A 17,966-nucleotide genomic window follows, 5' to 3' on the forward strand; every position below is an offset into this window, starting at 1 on the left:
CTAGGCCAACCGCCACATGTCGCGACCTCACCGACGGCTGTGCCGGTCGGCCACGTTTCTGTGGCGATATTACATCAGTTTGCGCCGCCGTGTCACCTCAATATCAAGGTCCGTAATTTTCTTTCTCAGGGTATTGCGGTTGATGCCCAGCAATTCGGCGCATTTCGCCTGATTTCCGCCGGTTGCAGCCAGCGCAATCTCGATCAGGGGCGTCTCTACTTCGCGCAGCAGCCGTCCGTAAAGCCCCGGCGGCGGCAACATGTCGCCATGCAGATCAAAATAGCGTTGCAGGTGGCGCGCCACGGATTCGGATAGCTTTTCGTTGACTGCGCCACTGACCATGGGTTCGGCCCCGGTCTGCGGCCCCAGCGCCGCCGCAACATCGGATTTACCGATTTCCTCGCTCCTCGCCGTCAGCGCCAGTCGGCGAACCACGTTTTCCAGCTGGCGCACGTTCCCGGGCCAAGCGAAATGGCGCAACAGCTCGCGTCCTTCCTCGCTCAGCGTGCGGTGCGGCGCGCCTTCGTTTTCTGCCCGGATCAGGAAGTGCTCCGCCAAGAGCGCGATATCCTCGACCCGTTCGCGTAGCGCGGGCACGTGCAGTTCCGTCCCGCAGAGCCGGTAATACAGATCGGCGCGCAGCTCCCCGGCTTCCATCGCCGGAGCCAGGTCTTTCTGGCTCGTCGCCATGAAACGCGGAGAATGATCACTGGTCGCATCCATCATGCGCACCAGCCGGGCCTGCGCCTCATCCGGCAGATCCAGTAACTCATCAATCAGCAGCGTGCCGCCCTTGACCTGCGACAAAAGCCGTGCAGGACCTTCGAGCTCGATCAGCTCGGCGGCGGTGGCGGTCACATAGGGCAAGGTACGCCGGTCGGAGAAATCGTGAATAGCACGCGCAATCAATGACTTGCCCGTACCACTTTCACCCGTAACCAAAAGCGGCATATCGGTGTTCATCACCCGCGCGATCAGGCGGTACAGGCCCTGCATCACCTCGGTACGACCAACGAGAGGCAGTTCCTCGGGGCGGTCGCCTTCTTCTTCTGAACGGGCCGTGGTCGCGGTGGTCCGTTTCTCCGACAACGCCTTGGCCGTGCGCTTCATCAGCTCCGGCAGGTCAAAGGGTTTCGGCAGGTAGTCATAGGCATCCGCCTCGGCCGCCTTGATCGCGGTCATGATGGTGTTTTGGGCCGAAATGACGATCACCGGCAGTCCGGGACGGTCCTCGGCAATCTTGGGCAGCATTTCCAACCCGTTTCCGTCCGGCATCATCACGTCGGAAATCACCACATCACCCTTACCCTCGGCCACCCAGCGCATCAGCGTGGTCAGGGATGAGGTCGCATGAACCTTGCATCCGGCCCGCGTCAGCGCCTGTGTCAGAACCGTGCGAATGGTGCGGTCGTCATCTGCGACCAGAACGGTGCCATCCATCGATCAACTCTCCTGCGATTGGACGTCGCGCGGAACACGCGACAAAGAAAGCCTGAAAACTGTGTGCCCCGGTTCGGAGCTGACAGAAATCCAGCCGTCATGGTCGGCAATGATCTTGCTGACCAATGCGAGCCCCAACCCGGTGCCGTTTTCACGCCCCGAGACAAAGGGATCAAAAATGTCCTCCCTGATGGTGTCCGGCAGCCCCGGTCCATCGTCGATAATCTCGATCTGAAGCGGTAACAGTTTCCCGGTTCCATCGCTGCGGCGCAGCCGGAAGGAATGCTCGTAAAAGGTACGGATCCGAATTTTTCCGCCTTTTTTGCCAGCGGCTTCGGAGGCGTTCTTCAACAGGTTCAGGATCACCTGGAGCAGCTGATCTGCATCGCCCCAGGCCGAGGGCAAGGACGGATCATATTCTTCGGTGATCGTCATATTGGCGCCGAACCCCAACAACGCAGAGCGCCGGGCCCGGTCCAGAACATCGTGCAGGTTCACCGGTTTGAAATCCGGCTCTGAGAGATTGCCGAATTGCTCCACCTGCTCCAGCAGCTTCACGATCCGGCGGCTTTCGCTGACGATCAGATCGGTCAGCTCCAGATCTTCGGCGGACAGGTTCATGCTCAGCAGTTGCGCCGCGCCGGTGATCCCGGCCAGCGGGTTCTTGATTTCATGGGCCAGCATTTCCGCCATCCCGATGGCAGATTGCGCCGCCGATTTAGCAGAATGGTTCTGCGTCATCCGCCCCGCAAGCTCTCGTGGGGAAAGCATCAGCAGCATCATCCCCTCGTGGCCGCTCACCGGGGAAATCTGCACCCCGCATTGCAGCGGCGCGCGGCTGCTGGCGCCCACATCAATGTCATTCACGAACAGGGGCGTGCCCGAACTGCGGCTGCGCGCAAAGGCATCCGTGATCGGCGCATCGATATAGATCTGGCTCCAGACCGGTTTCCCCATCAACGCCTTGCGCGAGGTGTTGAGGAAACCTTCGGCCGCAGAATTCGCATCCGCGATCAGGTCATCGCCATCGATCAGAAACGCCGGGACCGGAAGTGAGGCCCAGAGGGCTCCATCGTCAATCACGCTGCTACCTCGTCTGTTTGCTCACTCAAAGCTGCCTCAAGAAGAACCAGAACCTGATCTGGGTCGCGCTCCGTCAGAACCGCACGGCGCAGAACGGGGCCAGTGCCTGCGGCATCCATGTACCAGCCCAGATGTTTGCGAGCGACACGGGTGCCCAGATCGACACCATAGAAAGAGAGCATTGCCTGATAATGCTCTGAAACCATGTCCAAAAGCTCTTTTCCTTCGGGGACATCCGGCTTGGGCGTCTGCCAAAGATCATGCGCGATGTCGGCCAGCAGCCACGGCTTGCCCTGGGCGCCGCGACCAATCATCACGCCATCAGCGCCGGATTGGTCCAGCGCCTGATGGGCCGCGCCCGTGCCAGTAATGTCGCCATTGGCCAGAACCGGTATACCCACCGCGTCTTTGATGGCTCGGATCGCTGCCCAATCGGCGGAACCCTTGTAGAACTGGCAGCGAGTGCGACCATGGATGGTCACCATCTTGATACCCGCATCTTCGGCCCGCCGCGCCACCGAGGCGGCGTTGAGACTCCCCTCATCCCAACCAAGGCGCGTTTTCAGCGTCACCGGGATATCGACCGCCGCCACGACGGCCTCGATCAGCGACAGGGCGTGATCGGGCGTCTTCAACAGCGCCGAGCCGGAATAGCCATTGGTCACCTTCTTGGCCGGGCAGCCCATGTTGATATCGATAACCCGCGCGCCCCGGTCCGCAACCTGCCGGGCGGCCTCGGCCATCCAATGGGCTTCGCGTCCGGCCAGCTGAACGGCAGTATTTTCCACATCCGCGCTCAGCTCGGCCCGCTCACGCACACCGGGCTTGGCCTGCACCATTTCCTGGCTGGCCACCATTTCGCTGACCGTCAGCCCAACGCCAAAGGAGCGGACCAGATCCCGAAACGGGCGGTCCGTGATTCCGGCCATCGGCGCGAGTGCGATCGGCGGTGTCATAGAGGTGGTTCCGAGGCTGAAGGGCAACTGCCTAATCCTTGTGCAACTGAGACTTTTCTAACCGGGGGCGCCGGGGAGAGACAATGAAATGGCCCCGAATGATCCAATATTCCAGATCGCCTGCCTATTTTTTAAGCACGCCGCCTTGGGTGATTGCCTCTGTAACTGGCAGGTCCTAAACAGCCAAGCAAAAGCCGGAGGCTACCTTTTGACCACTGCCGCTCTTATCGTTGCTGCCGGGCGCGGAACCCGCGCTGGCGGCGGCCTGCCCAAGCAATGGCGCCCGCTGAAAGGGCGCCGCGTCATCGACTGGACCCTTGCCGCCTTTCGGCAGGCGGGGATCAAGAAGATCGTTCTGGTCCTTTCGCCGGATGACAGCGCGGCCTGGCAGGAGTTTCACGGACAGCCGGGGATTGTCCTGGCCCCAGGGGGCGATACGCGCTCCCACTCCGTTCTGAACGGGCTGGAGGCGATTGAGACGCAGGACATCACCAGAGTGCTGATCCACGACGCTGCCCGGCCCTGCATCACCCCGGATTTGATTCATGCGGTAGAGGACGCGCTTGCCACAGGGGCGGCAGCGGCCCCGGCGCTGGCGGTCACAGATGCGCTATGGACCGGGCACGAAGGCAAAGTCACCGGCACCCGCGACCGCGACGGGCTGTTTGCGGCGCAGACACCGCAGGGCTTTCGCTATACCGAGATCCTTGCCGCACATCGCGCCCATCCGGGCGAGGCAGCAGACGATGTCGCCGTGGCCCGCGCTGCCGGGCTTGACGTTGCCATCGTTCCGGGAAATCCAGACAATATCAAAATCACCGGCCCCGCGGATTTTGCCCGGGCCGAGGTGATCTTGGTTAGAGCAGATAACGACAGGTCAGAAGAGGACAGGATGGATATCAGGCTGGGAAATGGCTACGACGTTCACAGATTTGGTGCGGGCGACCATGTTGTGCTCTGCGGCGTAAAAATACCGCATGGCAAGGGGTTGCAGGGCCATTCTGATGCCGACGTCGGCATGCATGCGGTCACTGACGCGATCTATGGCGCGCTGGCCGAAGGCGATATCGGCCGCCACTTCCCGCCCTCCGATCCACAGTGGAAAGGCGCGGCGAGCGACATCTTCCTGCGTCACGCCGTTGATCTGGCGCGTGATAAAGGTTTTGTGATTTCCAACATCGACTGCACGCTGGTCTGCGAATACCCCAAGATCACACCGCATTCTGCAAAGATGCAGGCGCAAATGGCATCAATCCTTGGCATTGATGCAGATCGCGTGTCGGTCAAGGCAACAACATCCGAACGGCTCGGCTTTACCGGGCGCAGCGAAGGGATCGCGGCGCTGGCCACCGCGGCATTGGTGAAATCATGAATATCGCAACAGCAATCGGAACCGTTCTGGGCGTCGGTTATCTGCGCCCGGCCCCCGGCACCTGGGGATCCTTGGTGGCGCTACCGCTGGCCTATGGCTTGCATCTGGTCGGCGGCTTTCCCCTGCTTGCTGCGATGACCCTCATCTGCACCGCCGCGGGTCTCTGGGCTGCAGCCGAGATGACGCGCGGCAAGGAAGACCTCGACCCGTCCGAATTCGTTATGGATGAACTGGCCGGTCAGTTCCTGGCGCTCTGGGCGATTTCCTATCCATCCTGGGCGCATGGCATCGACATCACCGCCCTATGGCCGGGCTGGGTCACGGCCTTTGTGCTGTTCCGCCTGTTCGATATCCTGAAACCCGGCCCCGTCGGCTGGGCCGACCGCAAGAAAGGCGCGGTCGGAGTGATGATGGACGATGTGATCGCCGGGATCTTTGCCGCCATTGGCGTTGCCTTGCTGGCTGGCCTGTCGCACGGGGTGCTGGGGCTGTGAGTGTCGATGTCGCGGATCTGATCGCCCGCGCAGCCAAGGCAGGCGTGACCATCGCCACCGCCGAAAGCTGCACGGGGGGCAAGGTCGCCGCTGCCCTGACCGATATCCCGGGGTCCTCGGCGGTGCTGGATCGTGGCTATGTGACCTACTCCAACACCGCCAAAACCCAGATGATCGGCGTGCGTCCGGAAACGTTGGACGCATTCGGCGCAGTGAGCGAGGAAGTCGCGCGGGAAATGGCCGAAGGTGCCCGCGCCCGCGCCGGAACCACCTTGGCCGTGTCGATCACCGGGATTGCCGGACCGGGCGGTTCTGTGTTCAAGCCCGAAGGCCGGGTCTGCTTTGGCCTCTCTGCCGAAGGGCACGAAACTCATGTGGAGACCATCGAATTTGGCGCCCTAGGCCGCGCGCAGGTTCGCGCCGCCAGCCGGGATCATGCCCTTTCCCTGCTGGAATGGGCCATTTCACATTAAGTCCATAAAGAAGGCAAATAAGCGCAATTCTTGCCCAATATTTAATCGCTTCGCTAAAAGCTGCAAAAAACAGCACCCAAGAGCCGTACGATGCTTCTTTTAGCATCGCTCTTGCGTTTTGTCGGCCTCCAACCACTCAATCTTGATGGAAGGAACCCAAAATGAACGGAGCTGATACAGCCTGGATCATTGTGGCGACGGCTTTGGTGCTCTTTATGACGCTCCCCGGTCTCGCGTTGTTTTACGGCGGGCTGGTACGTGCCCGAAATGTGCTCAGCGTCTTCATGCATTGCTACGCAATTGCCTGCTTGATGAGCGTTCTGTGGCTGGTCGCAGGATACTCCATCGCATTCGGCGGCGGCACCAGCGGTTACTGGGGCGGGCTCGACAAGCTGTTCCTGAGCGGCGTTGATGCAGACAGCCTGGCAGGCACCCTGCCCGAGGTGCTGTTCTTTGCCTTCCAGATGACATTTGCCATCATCACACCAGCGCTGATCGTCGGCGCCTACGTGGAGCGGGTTGGGTTTGGCTTTGTGCTGACCTTCTCCGGGCTGTGGATGCTCCTCTGCTATGCGCCTGTGGTGCATTGGATCTGGGGCGGCGGCATGCTGTCCGATGGCGGCATCTTTGGCGACATCGGCGTGCGTGATTTTGCCGGCGGGATCGTGGTGCATGAAACCGCAGGCCTTGCCGCGATCATCATTGCCGTCTTCCTTGGGCCGCGCAAAAACAGTACGACCCCGCCGCACAATCCCGGCTTCGTGGTCATCGGTGCAGCCATGCTCTGGGTTGGTTGGTTCGGCTTCAACGGCGGCTCGCAACTGGCAGCAGACGGCGGCGCAGCCATGGCGCTGACCGTGACGCATATTTCGGCCGCCACAGCATCGCTGACCTGGGCACTGTGGGAAAAGATCAAATACGGCAAAGCCTCGGTTGTCGGCATCGTCACCGGCACCATCGCAGGCCTTGCCTCGATCACGCCGGCCAGCGGGTTTGTCGGCCCGGTTGAAGCGCTGATCATCGGCGCCATCGCGGGTATCCTGTGCCAGGAAGCGGTCAATCTGGTGCGCAATGTGCTGAAGATCGACGACACGCTGGATGTCTTTGCCGTGCACGGCGTTGGCGGCATCTTCGGTACCATCATGATCGCCGTCTTTGGTGCAGGCAGCTGGGCTGCGCAACTGGGCGGTCTGGCAGTCGTGGGCATCTTCACCACGGTTGTCACTGTGGTTCTGGTCAAAATGGTCGCTGCTGTCACCGCCCTGCGCGTCGATGCCGAAGCCGAAACCAACGGTCTGGATATCTCGGCCCATGGTGAACGGGCCTACGATCTGTCCAGTTAAGACAACAACTTAGAGAATTGAAATTCCTGAGACAGGCCCCTTTTTTTGAAGGGGCCTGTTTTGTGTCAGCCGGTGTCACTGCGCGGCGAGTGTCAAGGTTGCCCCGGCCACCAAGGCAGGAGACTAGCCGTAAAGCTCCGCCGCTCGCCGTTCGAATGCGCGCACGATGCGCTGCATTGCCTCGTTAAACACCACCCCAATGATGCCCTGAAGCACCGCGTTCTTGAACTCGAAATCGACAAAGAAATCGACATTGCAACCGCCATCGGGACGATCTTCAAAAGACCAGTTGGATTTCATGTAGCGGAACGGACCGTCGAGGTATTCGGTATCGATCTTGCGCGTAACAGGAAACAGGGTCACCCGGCTGCCAAAGCGTTCGCGGAACACTTTGAAGGAGATCACCAGATCGGCCTCCATAACCTCAGCATCGCCCTGTGGCGTCACGCTGCGGATCCGGGCTGCGGCGCACCAAGGCAGGAATTTGGGATATTGCGCCACATCCGCCACCAGATCGTACATCTGCTGTGCTGAATAAGGCAGCTGGCGGGTTTCCGAATGGGTGGGCATGGTTTCGTCGAATTTCCTGCTATGATCGTGCCGCGTCATGTCCTATGAACGCGCGGGAATTTCAAGGGGTCAGCCATGTCACAGCGTCCATATGTCATCGATGTGATGATTTCAGCCAAGGCCATCGCCGCACGGATCGAAGAGCTTTGCGGCGATATCCACGCCGAGTTCGGGGACACCGACAAGCTGGTCGTCGTCGGCCTGTTGCGCGGCAGTTTCGTCTTTATCGCCGATCTTGTCCGCGAGCTGGACCTGCCTATTGAGGTCGATTTCCTTGAGGCGTCCTCCTACGGTGACGGTATGGAGAGCAGCCGGGAAGTCCGCATTCTCAAGGACTTGCGCGGCGCCATTGAAGGTCGCGACGTGCTGGTCGTGGAGGATATCGTTGACACCGGTCACACGCTGAACCACGTGATCGGCCTTTTGAACAGCCGCAAGCCCGCACGGCTCAAATCCATTGCGCTGCTCGACAAACCCTCGCGGCGAGAGGTGGATTTCCGCGCCGACTGGATCGGCTTTGAAATCCCCGATGAATTCGTCGTCGGCTACGGCATCGATTTTGCGCAGCGCAACCGCAACCTACCCCATATCGGCAAAGTCCGCTTTACTGACGGCGGCGCCTGATCCCGCGACATAGTCTGGCATCGGCGGCAACCTCGTTCAGTGGCTGCCACCTGGCGCCCGGTTCAGAACAGCGTCGATTGCAGCGGCAAAGATCGCGGACCCAACGGGGATAAGCTCATCCGGGAAATCATAATCCGGGTTGTGAAGCTGCGGCATGGTCTCGCCTGCGCCGAGCCAGAACATAGCGGATTTGGCCACCTTGGAGAATTGACCAAAATCCTCTGACCACGGCTGTGGCACCTGCCACAACTGCGCTGGGTAACCCGCTGTTTCTGCGCCAAAAGACAAGATCTCGGTTGCATCAGGGTGGTTGGTGCACGCATCGAAGACATCGTCATAGGAAACGGTGTATTCCAGCCCCTCTGCCGCGCAAACCTCTGCAAGAACCGCGTTGGCCTCCTCCGTCAACTGCTCCATCCGGGAATCGGTCACGGTCCGCAGGGTGACCCAGATTTCCGCCTCTCCCGGCGCGATGCCGAATGTCGGCTCCCCCAGCCAGGCGTGGGTCAGGGTTACGCGGGCGAAATCGGCGGACATCTCTCCGCCCGGCCCCAGTGCCACCAGTCCCGGCATCAGCTTGGTCAATGCCCCGGCTGGGGATACCCCGTCCTGCGGCGCCGCTGCATGAGAGGTCTTGCCCATGAGCCGGATCCGCATGCCGCGCGACGCGCAATTTGCGGGTCCTTGACACAGGGCCACCGCACCGGCGGCGAGACCCGGATAGTTGTGAAGTGCAAAGGCATAGTCCGGTTGGATGCGTTCAAATTGCGGATCTGCAATTACAGCCGCGGCGCCCTTACCGGTTTCCTCGGCGGGTTGGAACAGCAGCACCACCCGGCCCGTTTGCGGACGGGTGCGCGCCAGATCCTCCGCCAGGGCGGCAACCATCACCATATGGCCGTCATGACCGCACAGATGCCCGCGCCCCGCATGACCCGACCGGTAGTCGGCGTCAGAGATTTCTTCGATCGGCAGCCCATCCAGCTCACAACGGATCAGCACCGTCGGCCCCTCGGCAGCGCCACGATAGACGGCGGCAACGCCGTGTCCGCCCAGCCCGGTCAACAATTCATCCGGCGCGTGTTGGCGTAGATACCCCGCAACCACATCGGCAGTTTTTTCTTCACTTCCCGAGACTTCCGGGATTGTGTGAAGCCTGTGGCGCAGCGCGGTCAGCTGCGCCAGACGCTCAGGCGTCATGCCCGCCCCAGCCTTGCATTCCGGGCCTCACGCAGCCGGGCAAAGTCATCCCCTGCGTGATAGGACGACCGGGTCAGCGGCGTGGCCGAGACCATCAGGAAGCCCTTGCCGTAGGCCGCCTTTTCATAAGAGGCGAATTCCTCGGGCGTCACAAAACGATCCACTGCGTGGTGTTTTGGGGTCGGCTGCAGATACTGGCCGATGGTCAGGAAATCGATATCCGCAGCGCGCATATCGTCCATCACCTGCTTCACCGCCTGCGCGTCCTCGCCGAGGCCAACCATGATGCCTGATTTGGTGAACATCGAGGGATCGAGTTCCTTGACCCGCTGCAGCAGGCGCAGCGAATGGAAATACCGCGCGCCCGGACGCACCTCGGGGTAGAGGCCCGGCACGGTTTCCAGATTGTGGTTGAACACATCCGGGCGAGCTTCAACGACGGTTTCCAGCACTTCCGGCGCGCATTTGATGAAATCCGGGGTCAGGATCTCGATCGTGGTCTTCGGGCTGCGGTGGCGGACGGCCCGGATCGTCTGAGCGAAATGCTCGGCGCCGCCGTCCTCAATATCGTCGCGGTCAACGGATGTGATCACAACGTGGTTGAGACCCAGTTTTTCCACCGCATGGGCGACCCGGCCCGGCTCAAAGGCGTCCAGTTCCTCGGGCGGCTTGCCGGTGGCAATGTTGCAGAAGGTGCAGGCCCGGGTGCAGACCTCGCCCATGATCATCATGGTGGCGTGGCCCTGGCTCCAGCATTCGCCCACATTGGGGCAGCCGGCCTCTTCACAGACGGTCACAAGATTGTTTTCCCGCATGATCTTGTGGGTGTCGGCATAGCCTTTTCCACCGGGCGCCTTCACGCGAATCCAGCTGGGTTTCTTCGGCTGTTCGTTATCGGGGCGGTGCGCCTTTTCCGGGTGGCGCTGCGCGGGGATTTTCAGGTCTCTCACGGGTTTTTCCCTTGCGGCAACTGTTCATCCGCTGATGTATCACAGCCGCAGAGCAATGACACGGCCATTTCTGCAACCCTGGTTTCACCCTTTCGCAACCGCCGCCGAACCGCGCCTTCAGCGGCATCGTGCCAGTCTTGTGATCATCCATCTCTGCAATGCGGCGCTGAACATTGCTTGTGCAGCATTCCCCATTGCAGCGTTTGCGCAAGTTTATTAAGCCAGCGCCCAGAACCGATTTTCACCATATGGAGACCGACATGAAAGCTGGCGTCAAACTGCCCGAGGTAACCTTCCACACCCGCGTTCGCGACGAAGCGATCGAAGGCCCGAACCCGTTCCGCTGGGAAGACAAAACCACCGCCGACTATTTCGCGGGCAAGCGCGTTGTGCTGTTCTCGCTGCCGGGCGCCTTCACCCCGACATGCTCCACCTACCAGCTGCCCGGTTTCGAAAACGGCTTTGCCGATTTCAAAGCCGAAGGTATCGATGCGATCTACTGCATGTCGGTCAACGACAGCTTTGTGATGAACAAATGGGCGGAATCGCAGAACCTTGAAAACGTTCAGGTTATCCCGGACGGTTCCGGCGAGTTCACCCGGAAGATGGGCATGCTGGTGGCCAAGGACAACCTCGGCTTTGGCGCGCGCAGCTGGCGTTATGCCGCCATCGTCAAGGACGGTGTCGTCGAAGCCTGGTTTGAAGAGCCCGGCCTGTCGGACAACCACGCCGAAGATCCCTATGGCGTCTCCTCGCCCGAAACCGTGCTGAACTACCTGAAAACCGCCAAGGCGGAAGTTGCAGCCTGATCTTCAGGTCTCATGATCTTCAGCGGGCGCGCCCGGCGCGTGCCCGCTGTCCTGCCTGCACTGGCTGACAATCCCTTCCCCCACCGATCTGACGACCTCGGCCAGTTGTTCAAACCAGCCTTCGCCGTCGGTTGAATCGCGCCGCACCAACCCGATACGCCTGTAGGGCTGCGGCTCGGGGAACCTCTGTACGCGCAATCCTTCTGCACCGCCGCATTCTGCCTGCGCGGCAATTTCCGGCATCAGGGTCAGGCCGAATCCTGCCGCAACCAGTCGTGACAGGGTGGCCAGCGATCCCGCCCCCATATTGATTTCCGGCGCGGTACGTTGCATCCCGCAGATATCGAGCGCCTGATCGGTCAGGCAATGGCCATCCTCCAGCAGCATCAGCTGCTCTGATCGCAGATCCTGCGGGCGAATGCCGGGACCATGGGCATTGATCTGCTCCAGCCGGTTGCAGGAGCCCGCCAGCAGGAACCGGTCGCGAAACAATTCAACCTCGACCAGACCATTACCGCCACTGGGCAAGGCCAGCACCGCTGCATCCAGCTCCCCGGCCTGCAACAGCGCCAGCAGCCGCTCTGTCGTGGCCTCCCGCACTTGAATCGCCAACTGCAGATCAACCGCGCGCAGCTGCGCCAGCGTTCCGGGTAGTAGATAGGGCGCAACGGTGGGAATCACCCCGAGGACAAGACTACGTCGTCCGCTGCTTTGATCCCGGGCCGTGCGCGCCAGGGTCTCGGCCGCCTGAAGCACCGCGTCGGCCTGCGCCAGAACCTGTCGCCCCAGCGGGGTCAGAACCACATCGCGGGCCCGGCGTTCCACCAGCGGGCCACCCATCACGTCCTCAAGCGCGCGGATCTGAACCGACAGCGCCGGTTGGGAGACATGGCAGGCCTCGGCCGCACGGCCAAAGTTCCTGTGGGCGCATAGCGCCTGAAAATAGGTCAGTTGTCGCAGTGTAAAGTTCATAGCCTCTATTTATCCCGGCCAATCAAAACCACAAGCCATAGTTATCAGCCGATCAGTCTTTCCTGCTCTCCCTCCTGTCCGCAGGATTCGTAGTGGGATTGCAGCTGCTGCAGGGCGATGCGCAGCACGATCTTTCCAGATCGCGCCGACCAGCCAAGCTGCCGCTCTGCCGCCTCAAGCCCTTCAAGGTAGCAACAACAGCGCAGGGCGATATCGCTGAGCCCGGCGCCAAGGGCCGCCAGTGCCCGCCGCGCCCGGTCCCGGGCCGCCCGGGCTGTTGCGCTTGGCATCGGGGTTGGTTCCGGTCTGGCACAGGACTCACCGCCGAAATAAGCCGCCTCCTGCATCAGGTGATTGCCGATCTGGGCCACTTCGAAATCCTCGCGCAGACGTTTGCCGACCCGAACCAGGTCGGGCGGCAGGAAGGGCTCGCCGTTCTTGTCGATAAGCCGCGCCAACATATCCATCGGTGTCTCCCCGCCGCCATAACGCGTGCGCCTGGGGCGTGGCGATTGTCCTTTGTGGCCGCTGGGCCCCCCGGCAAGGGCCGCGATTCCGTTTTCGGCACGGTTGCGTGCCTTGTTCTCACGCTCGGCGACCAGCCGGGTCAGAAGGTTACGACCGTTACTGGTGATCTGGTAGCGGCTGAGCCGTCCGGACCGGGTGCAATCAATCCAGGTCAACAGCGCCATGGCCCCGGCCAGCCCGCGGCTCACCGACAGCTTCGCCTCGACCGGATCGCCCTGCCGGACCACCACAGCGGTTTCCATACCCTCGGCCACCGCCAGAACAGCGCCGGGTTGCGCAAGACGCGTGAGGATTTCAACAGAACGGGATTCAAGCAGGGCAGTTTGCGAAGGCGGCAGCGCCCCGCTTTCCTCAGCCCCAGAATGGCAACACGCCAGCGCAGTCAGAATGCTATCGATTAACGGGTCGTCGCGCCGGGTCTCAATCCGGCGCACCTGCCGCAGCACCGTAGACGGATGACAGCCCGCCTGACGGGCCAGTTGCCGGATCGATTGCCCTGTTTCCGTATGCTGCAGATACCTTTGCGCATCCTCGGGAAGCCAGTCCGGCAGCTTCGAAACAGATAGTGTAACCATGATATCAGATCCCCGACTGTTGTTCAGGGAATAATCCACGGGGCACCCCCATGGTTACCCACAAGGGGGTCGCGTCCTACTCACCTGTTTTTAAACAAAACTTCGCGTCCGACCATCATTCATTTCAAATTTATATCAATCAACCGACAATACAGCGCGCGCTAGTATGCCCTGCGCCACAACACCCGCTTTAGTTGCGTTATGACATCGCCGCCCGTCGTCACAGAAAGGACCCGCGCGATGCAAGATGCTCTTAGCCGCCTAGCGGCGTTGCACCGACCCCGCCTTCTTGTCCGCACCGCCAGAATTGGCGCCAGCAGCTACCTACGGGAGAAGAGCCTGAACCGATTGCTGGGATATGGCGCCCGGCCCAGCCCGTCGGCAGCGATCCTGAAACTGTTGGACATGGAGTATGAGCTCAACGCATGCCGCCTGCTGCGCGATACGGGGTATGACCTGCGCCGCCATATCGAGGTGCTGATCGCGCTGATGGGAGAGGCAAATCTCCTGCGGAGCAGTAAGGAAACATGATCCTCTCGGGGCGTTACTCATTCGACAGAACAGAAAAAGGCGGCAGCCGCATGGCCACCGCCTTACAGGGCCGCCCATGCCGGACAGCCCACAGTTTTTCGAGGCTTACAGGAAGGAATCCGGCATGGATGCCTTTTTCTCGGCCACGTAGGCTTCCAATGCATCCTTGATCGCCGGGTCCAGCGCAGGCGGCTGATAGGTCGCCAGCAGGTGATCAACCCGCGCAGAGGCAAGCGCATAGGTGTCGCGTGCGCCTTCCTCTTCCCAGGTTTCAAAGGGCTTGTAATCCAGTAGATCGGATTTCCAGAACGCCGTTTTAAAGTTCGCCTGCGTATGGGCGCAGCCCAGATAATGGCCGCCGGGACCTACTTCGCGGATGGCATCCATCGCCTGATCGTCTTCGCTGACGGTGACGCCCTTGGCCAACCCATGCAGCACGCCCAGCTGATCTGCATCCATCACGAATTTTTCGAAATCGGCCACCAGACCACCTTCGAGCCAGCCACAGGAGTGCAGCATGAAGTTGACGCCAGACATCAGCCCCATGTTGAGCGAGTTTGCCGTTTCATAGGCGGCTTGCGCATCGGGCAGTTTCGAGCCGCAGAACGACCCGGCCGAACGGAACGGCAGCCCCAGGCGCCGCGCCAGCTGGCCCGCACCATAGGTCACCAGCGAGGCTTCGGGCGTGCCAAAGGTCGGTGCGCCGGAGTTCATGTCGATGGAAGACACGAAGGCGCCGAAGATGACCGGAGCGCCAGGACGGATCAACTGGCTATAGGCCACACCAGCCAGAACCTCGGCCAGAACCTGCGTCAGCGTGCCCGCCACCGACACCGGCGCCATGGCACCGCCAACGATAAAGGGCGAAATGATGCAGGCCTGATTGTTCTTGGCATAGACTTCCAGCGCGCCCATCATCACATCATCGAATGTCATCGGCGAGTTGATGTTGATGAGCGAGGTCATCACGGTGTTGTCCTGCACGAACTCCTTGCCGAACAAGACGCCGCACATATCAACCGAATCCTGCGCGCGGCTCGGTTCAGTGACCGATCCCATGAAGGGTTTGTCGCTCAGCGTCATATGCGCCAGCAGCATGTCGAGGTGACGCTTGTTGACCGGCACATCGGTCGGTTCACACACGGTACCACCCGAATGGTGCAGCCATTTGGACATATAGCCCAGTTTCACGAACTTCTGGAAATCCTCCAGCGTCGCATAACGACGGCCACCTTTGGCATCGCGCACGAAGGGCGGGCCATAGATCGGCGCCAGCACCAGATTCTTGCCACCGATTTCGACGCTTTTTTCCGGGTTGCGCGCGTGCTGGGTGAAGGTGCTGGGCGCGGTTTCGCACAGTTTGCGGGCCAGGCCACGGGGAATGCGGACCCGTTCGCCCTGAACATCCGCACCAGCGGCCTTCCAGCGCTCCAATGCTGCAGGATTATCGACGAAGTTGACGCCGACCCCTTCGAGGATGGTCTCGGCGTTGGTCTCGATAATCTCTATGGCTTCCTCAGTCAGAACTTCAAAGTTCGGAATGTTCCGCTCAATGTACTTGGCGGTTTCGATCTTGATGCTCGAACGTTCGGCGCGACGGGCGGCGCCTCCGCCCCCCCGGCTGCGCCGGCGCGGTGCTGCTTCAGTCATTGTTTTTCCTCACCAAAGCCGTGTCATTGACCTCGTGTCTACGCCCTTGCCCCGGCGCGGCGCCGAAGGATAACGGCCAATCAGGTTGAAAACCGACATATTCGCGGCAAAATTTCTGGGCACTTCTGTACAGTATTGCACCGTCTGCGATGACGATGCCGTCCAGCTGGGCCTTGCATCTATGATTAGGCACCAAAGCCGCACCTTAGGGGCGCAAATCCTTGCAGAGACAGGTTTCAGGCCATCTGCCCTCTTGCCAGCCGCCCTGTCTGCCCCTATGAGCCAGACATGAGCCAGACATCCCATGACCGCCTCCTGATTATCGACTTTGGCAGCCAGGTCACGCAGCTTATTGCGCGTCGCCTGCGCGAGCTGAACGTCTATTGCGAAATCCACCCCTATCAGAATGTCACGATGGACTTTGTGCGCGAAATGGCGCCCAGGGCCGTGATCTTCTCCGGGGGGCCGGACAGTGTGACCCGCGAGGGATCCCCCCGCGTGCCGCAAGAGATTTTTGACTATGGCGTGCCGATCCTTGGCATCTGCTACGGCCAGCAGGTGATGATGCACCAGCTAGGCGGCAAGGTGCTGTCGGGCCACGGCACCGCGGAATTCGGCCGCGCCTATGTGACCCCGACCGTCGACTCCCTGCCTCTACTAAACGGGTGGTTCCAGGACGACAGCGACCGCGAGCAGGTCTGGATGTCTCACGGCGACCACGTCAGTGAAATCGCACCGGGATTCAAGGTCTACGGAACATCGCCCAACGCCCCCTTTGCAATCACCGCAGATGTCTCGCGCAATTTCTACGCGGTGCAATTCCACCCCGAAGTGCATCACACGCCGAACGGCGCCAAACTCTATGAGAACTTCGTCAAACTGGCCGGGTTCAGCGGCGACTGGACCATGGGCGCATACCGCGAACAGGCAATCCAGGCGATCCGCGATCAGGTCGGCGACAAGCAGGTGATCTGTGGTCTGTCCGGCGGCGTCGACAGCTCGGTTGCGGCCGTGCTGATCCACGAGGCGATCGGCGATCAGCTGACCTGCGTCTTTGTTGACCACGGTCTGCTGCGCAAGGGGGAGGCCGAAGAGGTCGTCACCATGTTCCGCGACAATTACAACATGCGCCTGATCCACGCGGACGAGCAGGACCTGTTTCTGGGGGAACTGGAAGGCCAGTCCGACCCGGAAACCAAGCGCAAGATCATCGGCAAGCTGTTCATCGACGTGTTCCAGAAACACGCCGACACCATCGAAGGCGCCGAATTCCTCGCTCAGGGTACGCTCTACCCTGATGTAATTGAGTCCGTGTCCTTCTCGGGCGGACCTTCGGTCACGATCAAATCCCACCACAACGTGGGCGGCCTGCCTGAGAAGATGGGTCTGAAACTGGTCGAACCCCTGCGCGAGTTGTTCAAGGACGAGGTCCGAGCGCTGGGCCGCGAGCTGGGCCTGCCGCAAAGCTTTATCGGTCGTCACCCCTTCCCCGGACCGGGTCTTGCCATCCGTTGCCCCGGCGAAATTACCCGCGAAAAGCTGGACATCCTGCGCGAGGCCGACGCGGTCTATATCGACCAGATCCGCAAGCATGGCCTTTACGACGAGATCTGGCAGGCATTTGTCGCGATTCTGCCGGTGCGTACCGTCGGCGTAATGGGAGATGGCCGCACCTATGACTATGCCTGCGCCCTGCGCGCTGTGACTTCGGTCGATGGTATGACTGCGGATTACTACCCCTTCACCCACGAGTTCCTCGGCGAGACGGCGACCCGAATTATCAACGAGGTCAAGGGCATCAACCGCTGTACCTATGACATCACCTCCAAGCCTCCGGGCACGATCGAGTGGGAGTGATCCCCCGCGTGTAAGTCGTTGATACTATAGATTGACGACTTACACATTTTCTCTGGGCGCTTAGACCAAACATTGATTTTCCGAGGTTCATACCTTCGCCCCAGAGAGTGGCGAGTGCGGCGCGGATTTCGGGTGATGACGTCCCGCATCCCATTGTCTTGCGACGTCTTTTTGAAACACGTGCCTCGGCTGGTACGGATGGCGTGCAACTCTGCCGTAACAACTGGCCAATCAACGCCCCCCCAATCATCTCGGCAACGAAGCCCTGACCGCGCCAAACCATGCTGTGGTCTGCGCTCTCCCGTAGAAACAGATAGGCCCTGCCCGAGCAGGCGCACCTACGGACTGCCTCTTCTGCACGGGAATAACGTCACCAATTTCGGTGACTAAAACCTCGTACATTTCCTGCACACACCGGCACTCGATTATTTCCCAGGAAAGAGAGAGTTCCGCGCAAACACCGCACCAAATCTTGACTACGCCCCACCCCCCGACTACAAAACCTATGGCATTATGAAAATTCGAAACGAGACAAAAAC

17 protein-coding genes are annotated in these 17,966 nt (G+C 60.8%); 8 read left to right on the forward strand and 9 right to left on the reverse strand.

The features are described 5' to 3' along the window. Positions 1–69: 69 nt before the first annotated feature. The 3 genes from AC5SSZ_RS07215 to dusB are packed head-to-tail and all read right to left on the reverse strand — an operon-like array spanning position 70 to position 3,506. The gene (locus tag AC5SSZ_RS07215) at positions 70–1,440 is read right to left on the reverse strand and encodes a response regulator (protein ID WP_065270223.1); all 1,371 of its coding nucleotides are present in this window, start codon (positions 1,438–1,440) and stop codon (positions 70–72) included. 3 nt (positions 1,441–1,443) lie between these two features. Beyond that, positions 1,444–2,523, reverse strand: coding sequence for a two-component system sensor histidine kinase NtrB (locus AC5SSZ_RS07220; protein ID WP_495437723.1), 1,080 nt, complete (start codon positions 2,521–2,523; stop codon positions 1,444–1,446). Further along, the gene (gene dusB, locus AC5SSZ_RS07225) at positions 2,520–3,506 is read right to left on the reverse strand and encodes a tRNA dihydrouridine synthase DusB (RefSeq protein WP_495437724.1); all 987 of its coding nucleotides are present in this window, start codon (positions 3,504–3,506) and stop codon (positions 2,520–2,522) included. Before dusB ends, AC5SSZ_RS07220 begins: the two co-directional genes overlap by 4 nt. Before the next feature lie 181 nt (positions 3,507–3,687). Between dusB and AC5SSZ_RS07230 the strand changes: the two genes are divergently transcribed. The 4 genes from AC5SSZ_RS07230 to AC5SSZ_RS07245 all read left to right on the forward strand — a co-directional run bounded on the left by AC5SSZ_RS07230 (position 3,688) and on the right by AC5SSZ_RS07245 (position 7,161). Beyond that, complete coding sequence (locus AC5SSZ_RS07230) at positions 3,688–4,851, forward strand: bifunctional 2-C-methyl-D-erythritol 4-phosphate cytidylyltransferase/2-C-methyl-D-erythritol 2,4-cyclodiphosphate synthase (protein ID WP_495437725.1); 1,164 nt, start codon at positions 3,688–3,690, stop codon at positions 4,849–4,851. Then, a complete protein-coding gene (locus AC5SSZ_RS07235; RefSeq protein WP_065270221.1) occupies positions 4,848–5,345 on the forward strand; it encodes a phosphatidylglycerophosphatase A family protein in 498 nt (165 codons plus the stop codon). The genes AC5SSZ_RS07230 and AC5SSZ_RS07235 overlap by 4 nt, the downstream gene beginning before the upstream one ends. Then, positions 5,342–5,818, forward strand: a complete 477-nt coding sequence (locus AC5SSZ_RS07240) for a CinA family protein (protein WP_495437726.1) — start codon at positions 5,342–5,344, stop codon at positions 5,816–5,818. The genes AC5SSZ_RS07235 and AC5SSZ_RS07240 overlap by 4 nt, the downstream gene beginning before the upstream one ends. A gap of 161 nt (positions 5,819–5,979) precedes the next feature. Beyond that, the gene (locus AC5SSZ_RS07245; RefSeq protein ID WP_495437727.1) at positions 5,980–7,161 is read left to right on the forward strand and encodes an ammonium transporter; all 1,182 of its coding nucleotides are present in this window, start codon (positions 5,980–5,982) and stop codon (positions 7,159–7,161) included. Between the two features lie 123 nt (positions 7,162–7,284). On the opposite strand, the gene AC5SSZ_RS07250 is transcribed toward AC5SSZ_RS07245, so the two are convergent. Then, positions 7,285–7,731: a type II toxin-antitoxin system RatA family toxin gene (locus AC5SSZ_RS07250; RefSeq protein WP_065273452.1), complete on the reverse strand. Its 447-nt coding sequence runs from the start codon at positions 7,729–7,731 to the stop codon at positions 7,285–7,287. A gap of 75 nt (positions 7,732–7,806) precedes the next feature. Here AC5SSZ_RS07250 and hpt point away from each other — a divergent pair, with 75 nt between their 5' ends. Further along, positions 7,807–8,355 (forward strand): hypoxanthine phosphoribosyltransferase, encoded by a 549-nt coding sequence (gene hpt, locus AC5SSZ_RS07255; protein ID WP_495437728.1) that lies wholly within the window; start codon positions 7,807–7,809, stop codon positions 8,353–8,355. A gap of 36 nt (positions 8,356–8,391) precedes the next feature. Here the strand turns inward: hpt and AC5SSZ_RS07260 are convergent, their stop codons facing one another. Together AC5SSZ_RS07260 and lipA are read right to left on the reverse strand one after the other, a co-directional pair. Further along, entirely contained in the window at positions 8,392–9,555 is a 1,164-nt protein-coding gene (locus AC5SSZ_RS07260) for an amidohydrolase (RefSeq protein ID WP_495437729.1), read from the reverse strand. Continuing rightward, positions 9,552–10,505 carry a lipoyl synthase gene (lipA, locus tag AC5SSZ_RS07265; RefSeq protein WP_274832208.1) on the reverse strand — a complete coding sequence of 318 codons (954 nt, stop codon included), beginning with the start codon at positions 10,503–10,505 and terminating at the stop codon, positions 9,552–9,554. Before lipA ends, AC5SSZ_RS07260 begins: the two co-directional genes overlap by 4 nt. 260 nt (positions 10,506–10,765) lie before the next feature. Here lipA and AC5SSZ_RS07270 point away from each other — a divergent pair, with 260 nt between their 5' ends. After that, a complete protein-coding gene (locus AC5SSZ_RS07270; RefSeq protein ID WP_065273451.1) occupies positions 10,766–11,314 on the forward strand; it encodes a peroxiredoxin in 549 nt (182 codons plus the stop codon). Positions 11,315–11,317: 3 nt separating this feature from the next. Here AC5SSZ_RS07270 and AC5SSZ_RS07275 read toward each other — a convergent pair whose 3' ends face one another. Both AC5SSZ_RS07275 and AC5SSZ_RS07280 read right to left on the reverse strand, forming a co-directional pair. Beyond that, positions 11,318–12,286, reverse strand: coding sequence for a LysR substrate-binding domain-containing protein (locus tag AC5SSZ_RS07275; protein WP_274828070.1), 969 nt, complete (start codon positions 12,284–12,286; stop codon positions 11,318–11,320). Between the two features lie 44 nt (positions 12,287–12,330). Then, positions 12,331–13,389 (reverse strand): DUF6456 domain-containing protein, encoded by a 1,059-nt coding sequence (locus AC5SSZ_RS07280; protein WP_495437730.1) that lies wholly within the window; start codon positions 13,387–13,389, stop codon positions 12,331–12,333. Positions 13,390–13,629: 240 nt separating this feature from the next. Between AC5SSZ_RS07280 and AC5SSZ_RS07285 the strand changes: the two genes are divergently transcribed. Beyond that, on the forward strand, positions 13,630–13,920 hold the full coding sequence (locus AC5SSZ_RS07285; RefSeq protein WP_274834057.1) for a DUF6477 family protein: 291 nt from the start codon (positions 13,630–13,632) through the stop codon (positions 13,918–13,920). A 105-nt stretch (positions 13,921–14,025) separates the two neighbouring features. Here AC5SSZ_RS07285 and AC5SSZ_RS07290 read toward each other — a convergent pair whose 3' ends face one another. Beyond that, positions 14,026–15,570: a trimethylamine methyltransferase family protein gene (locus tag AC5SSZ_RS07290; protein ID WP_495437731.1), complete on the reverse strand. Its 1,545-nt coding sequence runs from the start codon at positions 15,568–15,570 to the stop codon at positions 14,026–14,028. A gap of 288 nt (positions 15,571–15,858) precedes the next feature. Between AC5SSZ_RS07290 and guaA the strand changes: the two genes are divergently transcribed. Beyond that, on the forward strand, positions 15,859–17,427 hold the full coding sequence (gene guaA / locus AC5SSZ_RS07295) for a glutamine-hydrolyzing GMP synthase (protein ID WP_368946621.1): 1,569 nt from the start codon (positions 15,859–15,861) through the stop codon (positions 17,425–17,427). The last annotated feature ends 539 nt before the right edge of the window (positions 17,428–17,966 follow it).

The organism is Phaeobacter sp. CC-HEC084, assembly GCF_059429255.1.

What these genes read in the sequence shown, in the direction of transcription:
- hpt (WP_495437728.1), top strand. Translation starts at nt 7,807, where the DNA reads ATGTCACAGCGTCCATATGTCATCGATGTGATGATTTCAGCCAAGGCC.
- AC5SSZ_RS07280 (WP_495437730.1), bottom strand. Translation starts at nt 13,389, where the DNA reads ATGGTTACACTATCTGTTTCGAAGCTGCCGGACTGGCTTCCCGAGGAT.
- AC5SSZ_RS07285 (WP_274834057.1), top strand. Translation starts at nt 13,630, where the DNA reads ATGCAAGATGCTCTTAGCCGCCTAGCGGCGTTGCACCGACCCCGCCTT.
- guaA (WP_368946621.1), top strand. Translation starts at nt 15,859, where the DNA reads ATGAGCCAGACATCCCATGACCGCCTCCTGATTATCGACTTTGGCAGC.
- AC5SSZ_RS07250 (WP_065273452.1), bottom strand. Translation starts at nt 7,731, where the DNA reads ATGCCCACCCATTCGGAAACCCGCCAGCTGCCTTATTCAGCACAGCAG.
- AC5SSZ_RS07215 (WP_065270223.1), bottom strand. Translation starts at nt 1,440, where the DNA reads ATGGATGGCACCGTTCTGGTCGCAGATGACGACCGCACCATTCGCACG.
- AC5SSZ_RS07245 (WP_495437727.1), top strand. Translation starts at nt 5,980, where the DNA reads ATGAACGGAGCTGATACAGCCTGGATCATTGTGGCGACGGCTTTGGTG.
- AC5SSZ_RS07275 (WP_274828070.1), bottom strand. Translation starts at nt 12,286, where the DNA reads ATGAACTTTACACTGCGACAACTGACCTATTTTCAGGCGCTATGCGCC.
- AC5SSZ_RS07290 (WP_495437731.1), bottom strand. Translation starts at nt 15,570, where the DNA reads ATGACTGAAGCAGCACCGCGCCGGCGCAGCCGGGGGGGCGGAGGCGCC.
- AC5SSZ_RS07235 (WP_065270221.1), top strand. Translation starts at nt 4,848, where the DNA reads ATGAATATCGCAACAGCAATCGGAACCGTTCTGGGCGTCGGTTATCTG.
- AC5SSZ_RS07260 (WP_495437729.1), bottom strand. Translation starts at nt 9,555, where the DNA reads ATGACGCCTGAGCGTCTGGCGCAGCTGACCGCGCTGCGCCACAGGCTT.
- AC5SSZ_RS07270 (WP_065273451.1), top strand. Translation starts at nt 10,766, where the DNA reads ATGAAAGCTGGCGTCAAACTGCCCGAGGTAACCTTCCACACCCGCGTT.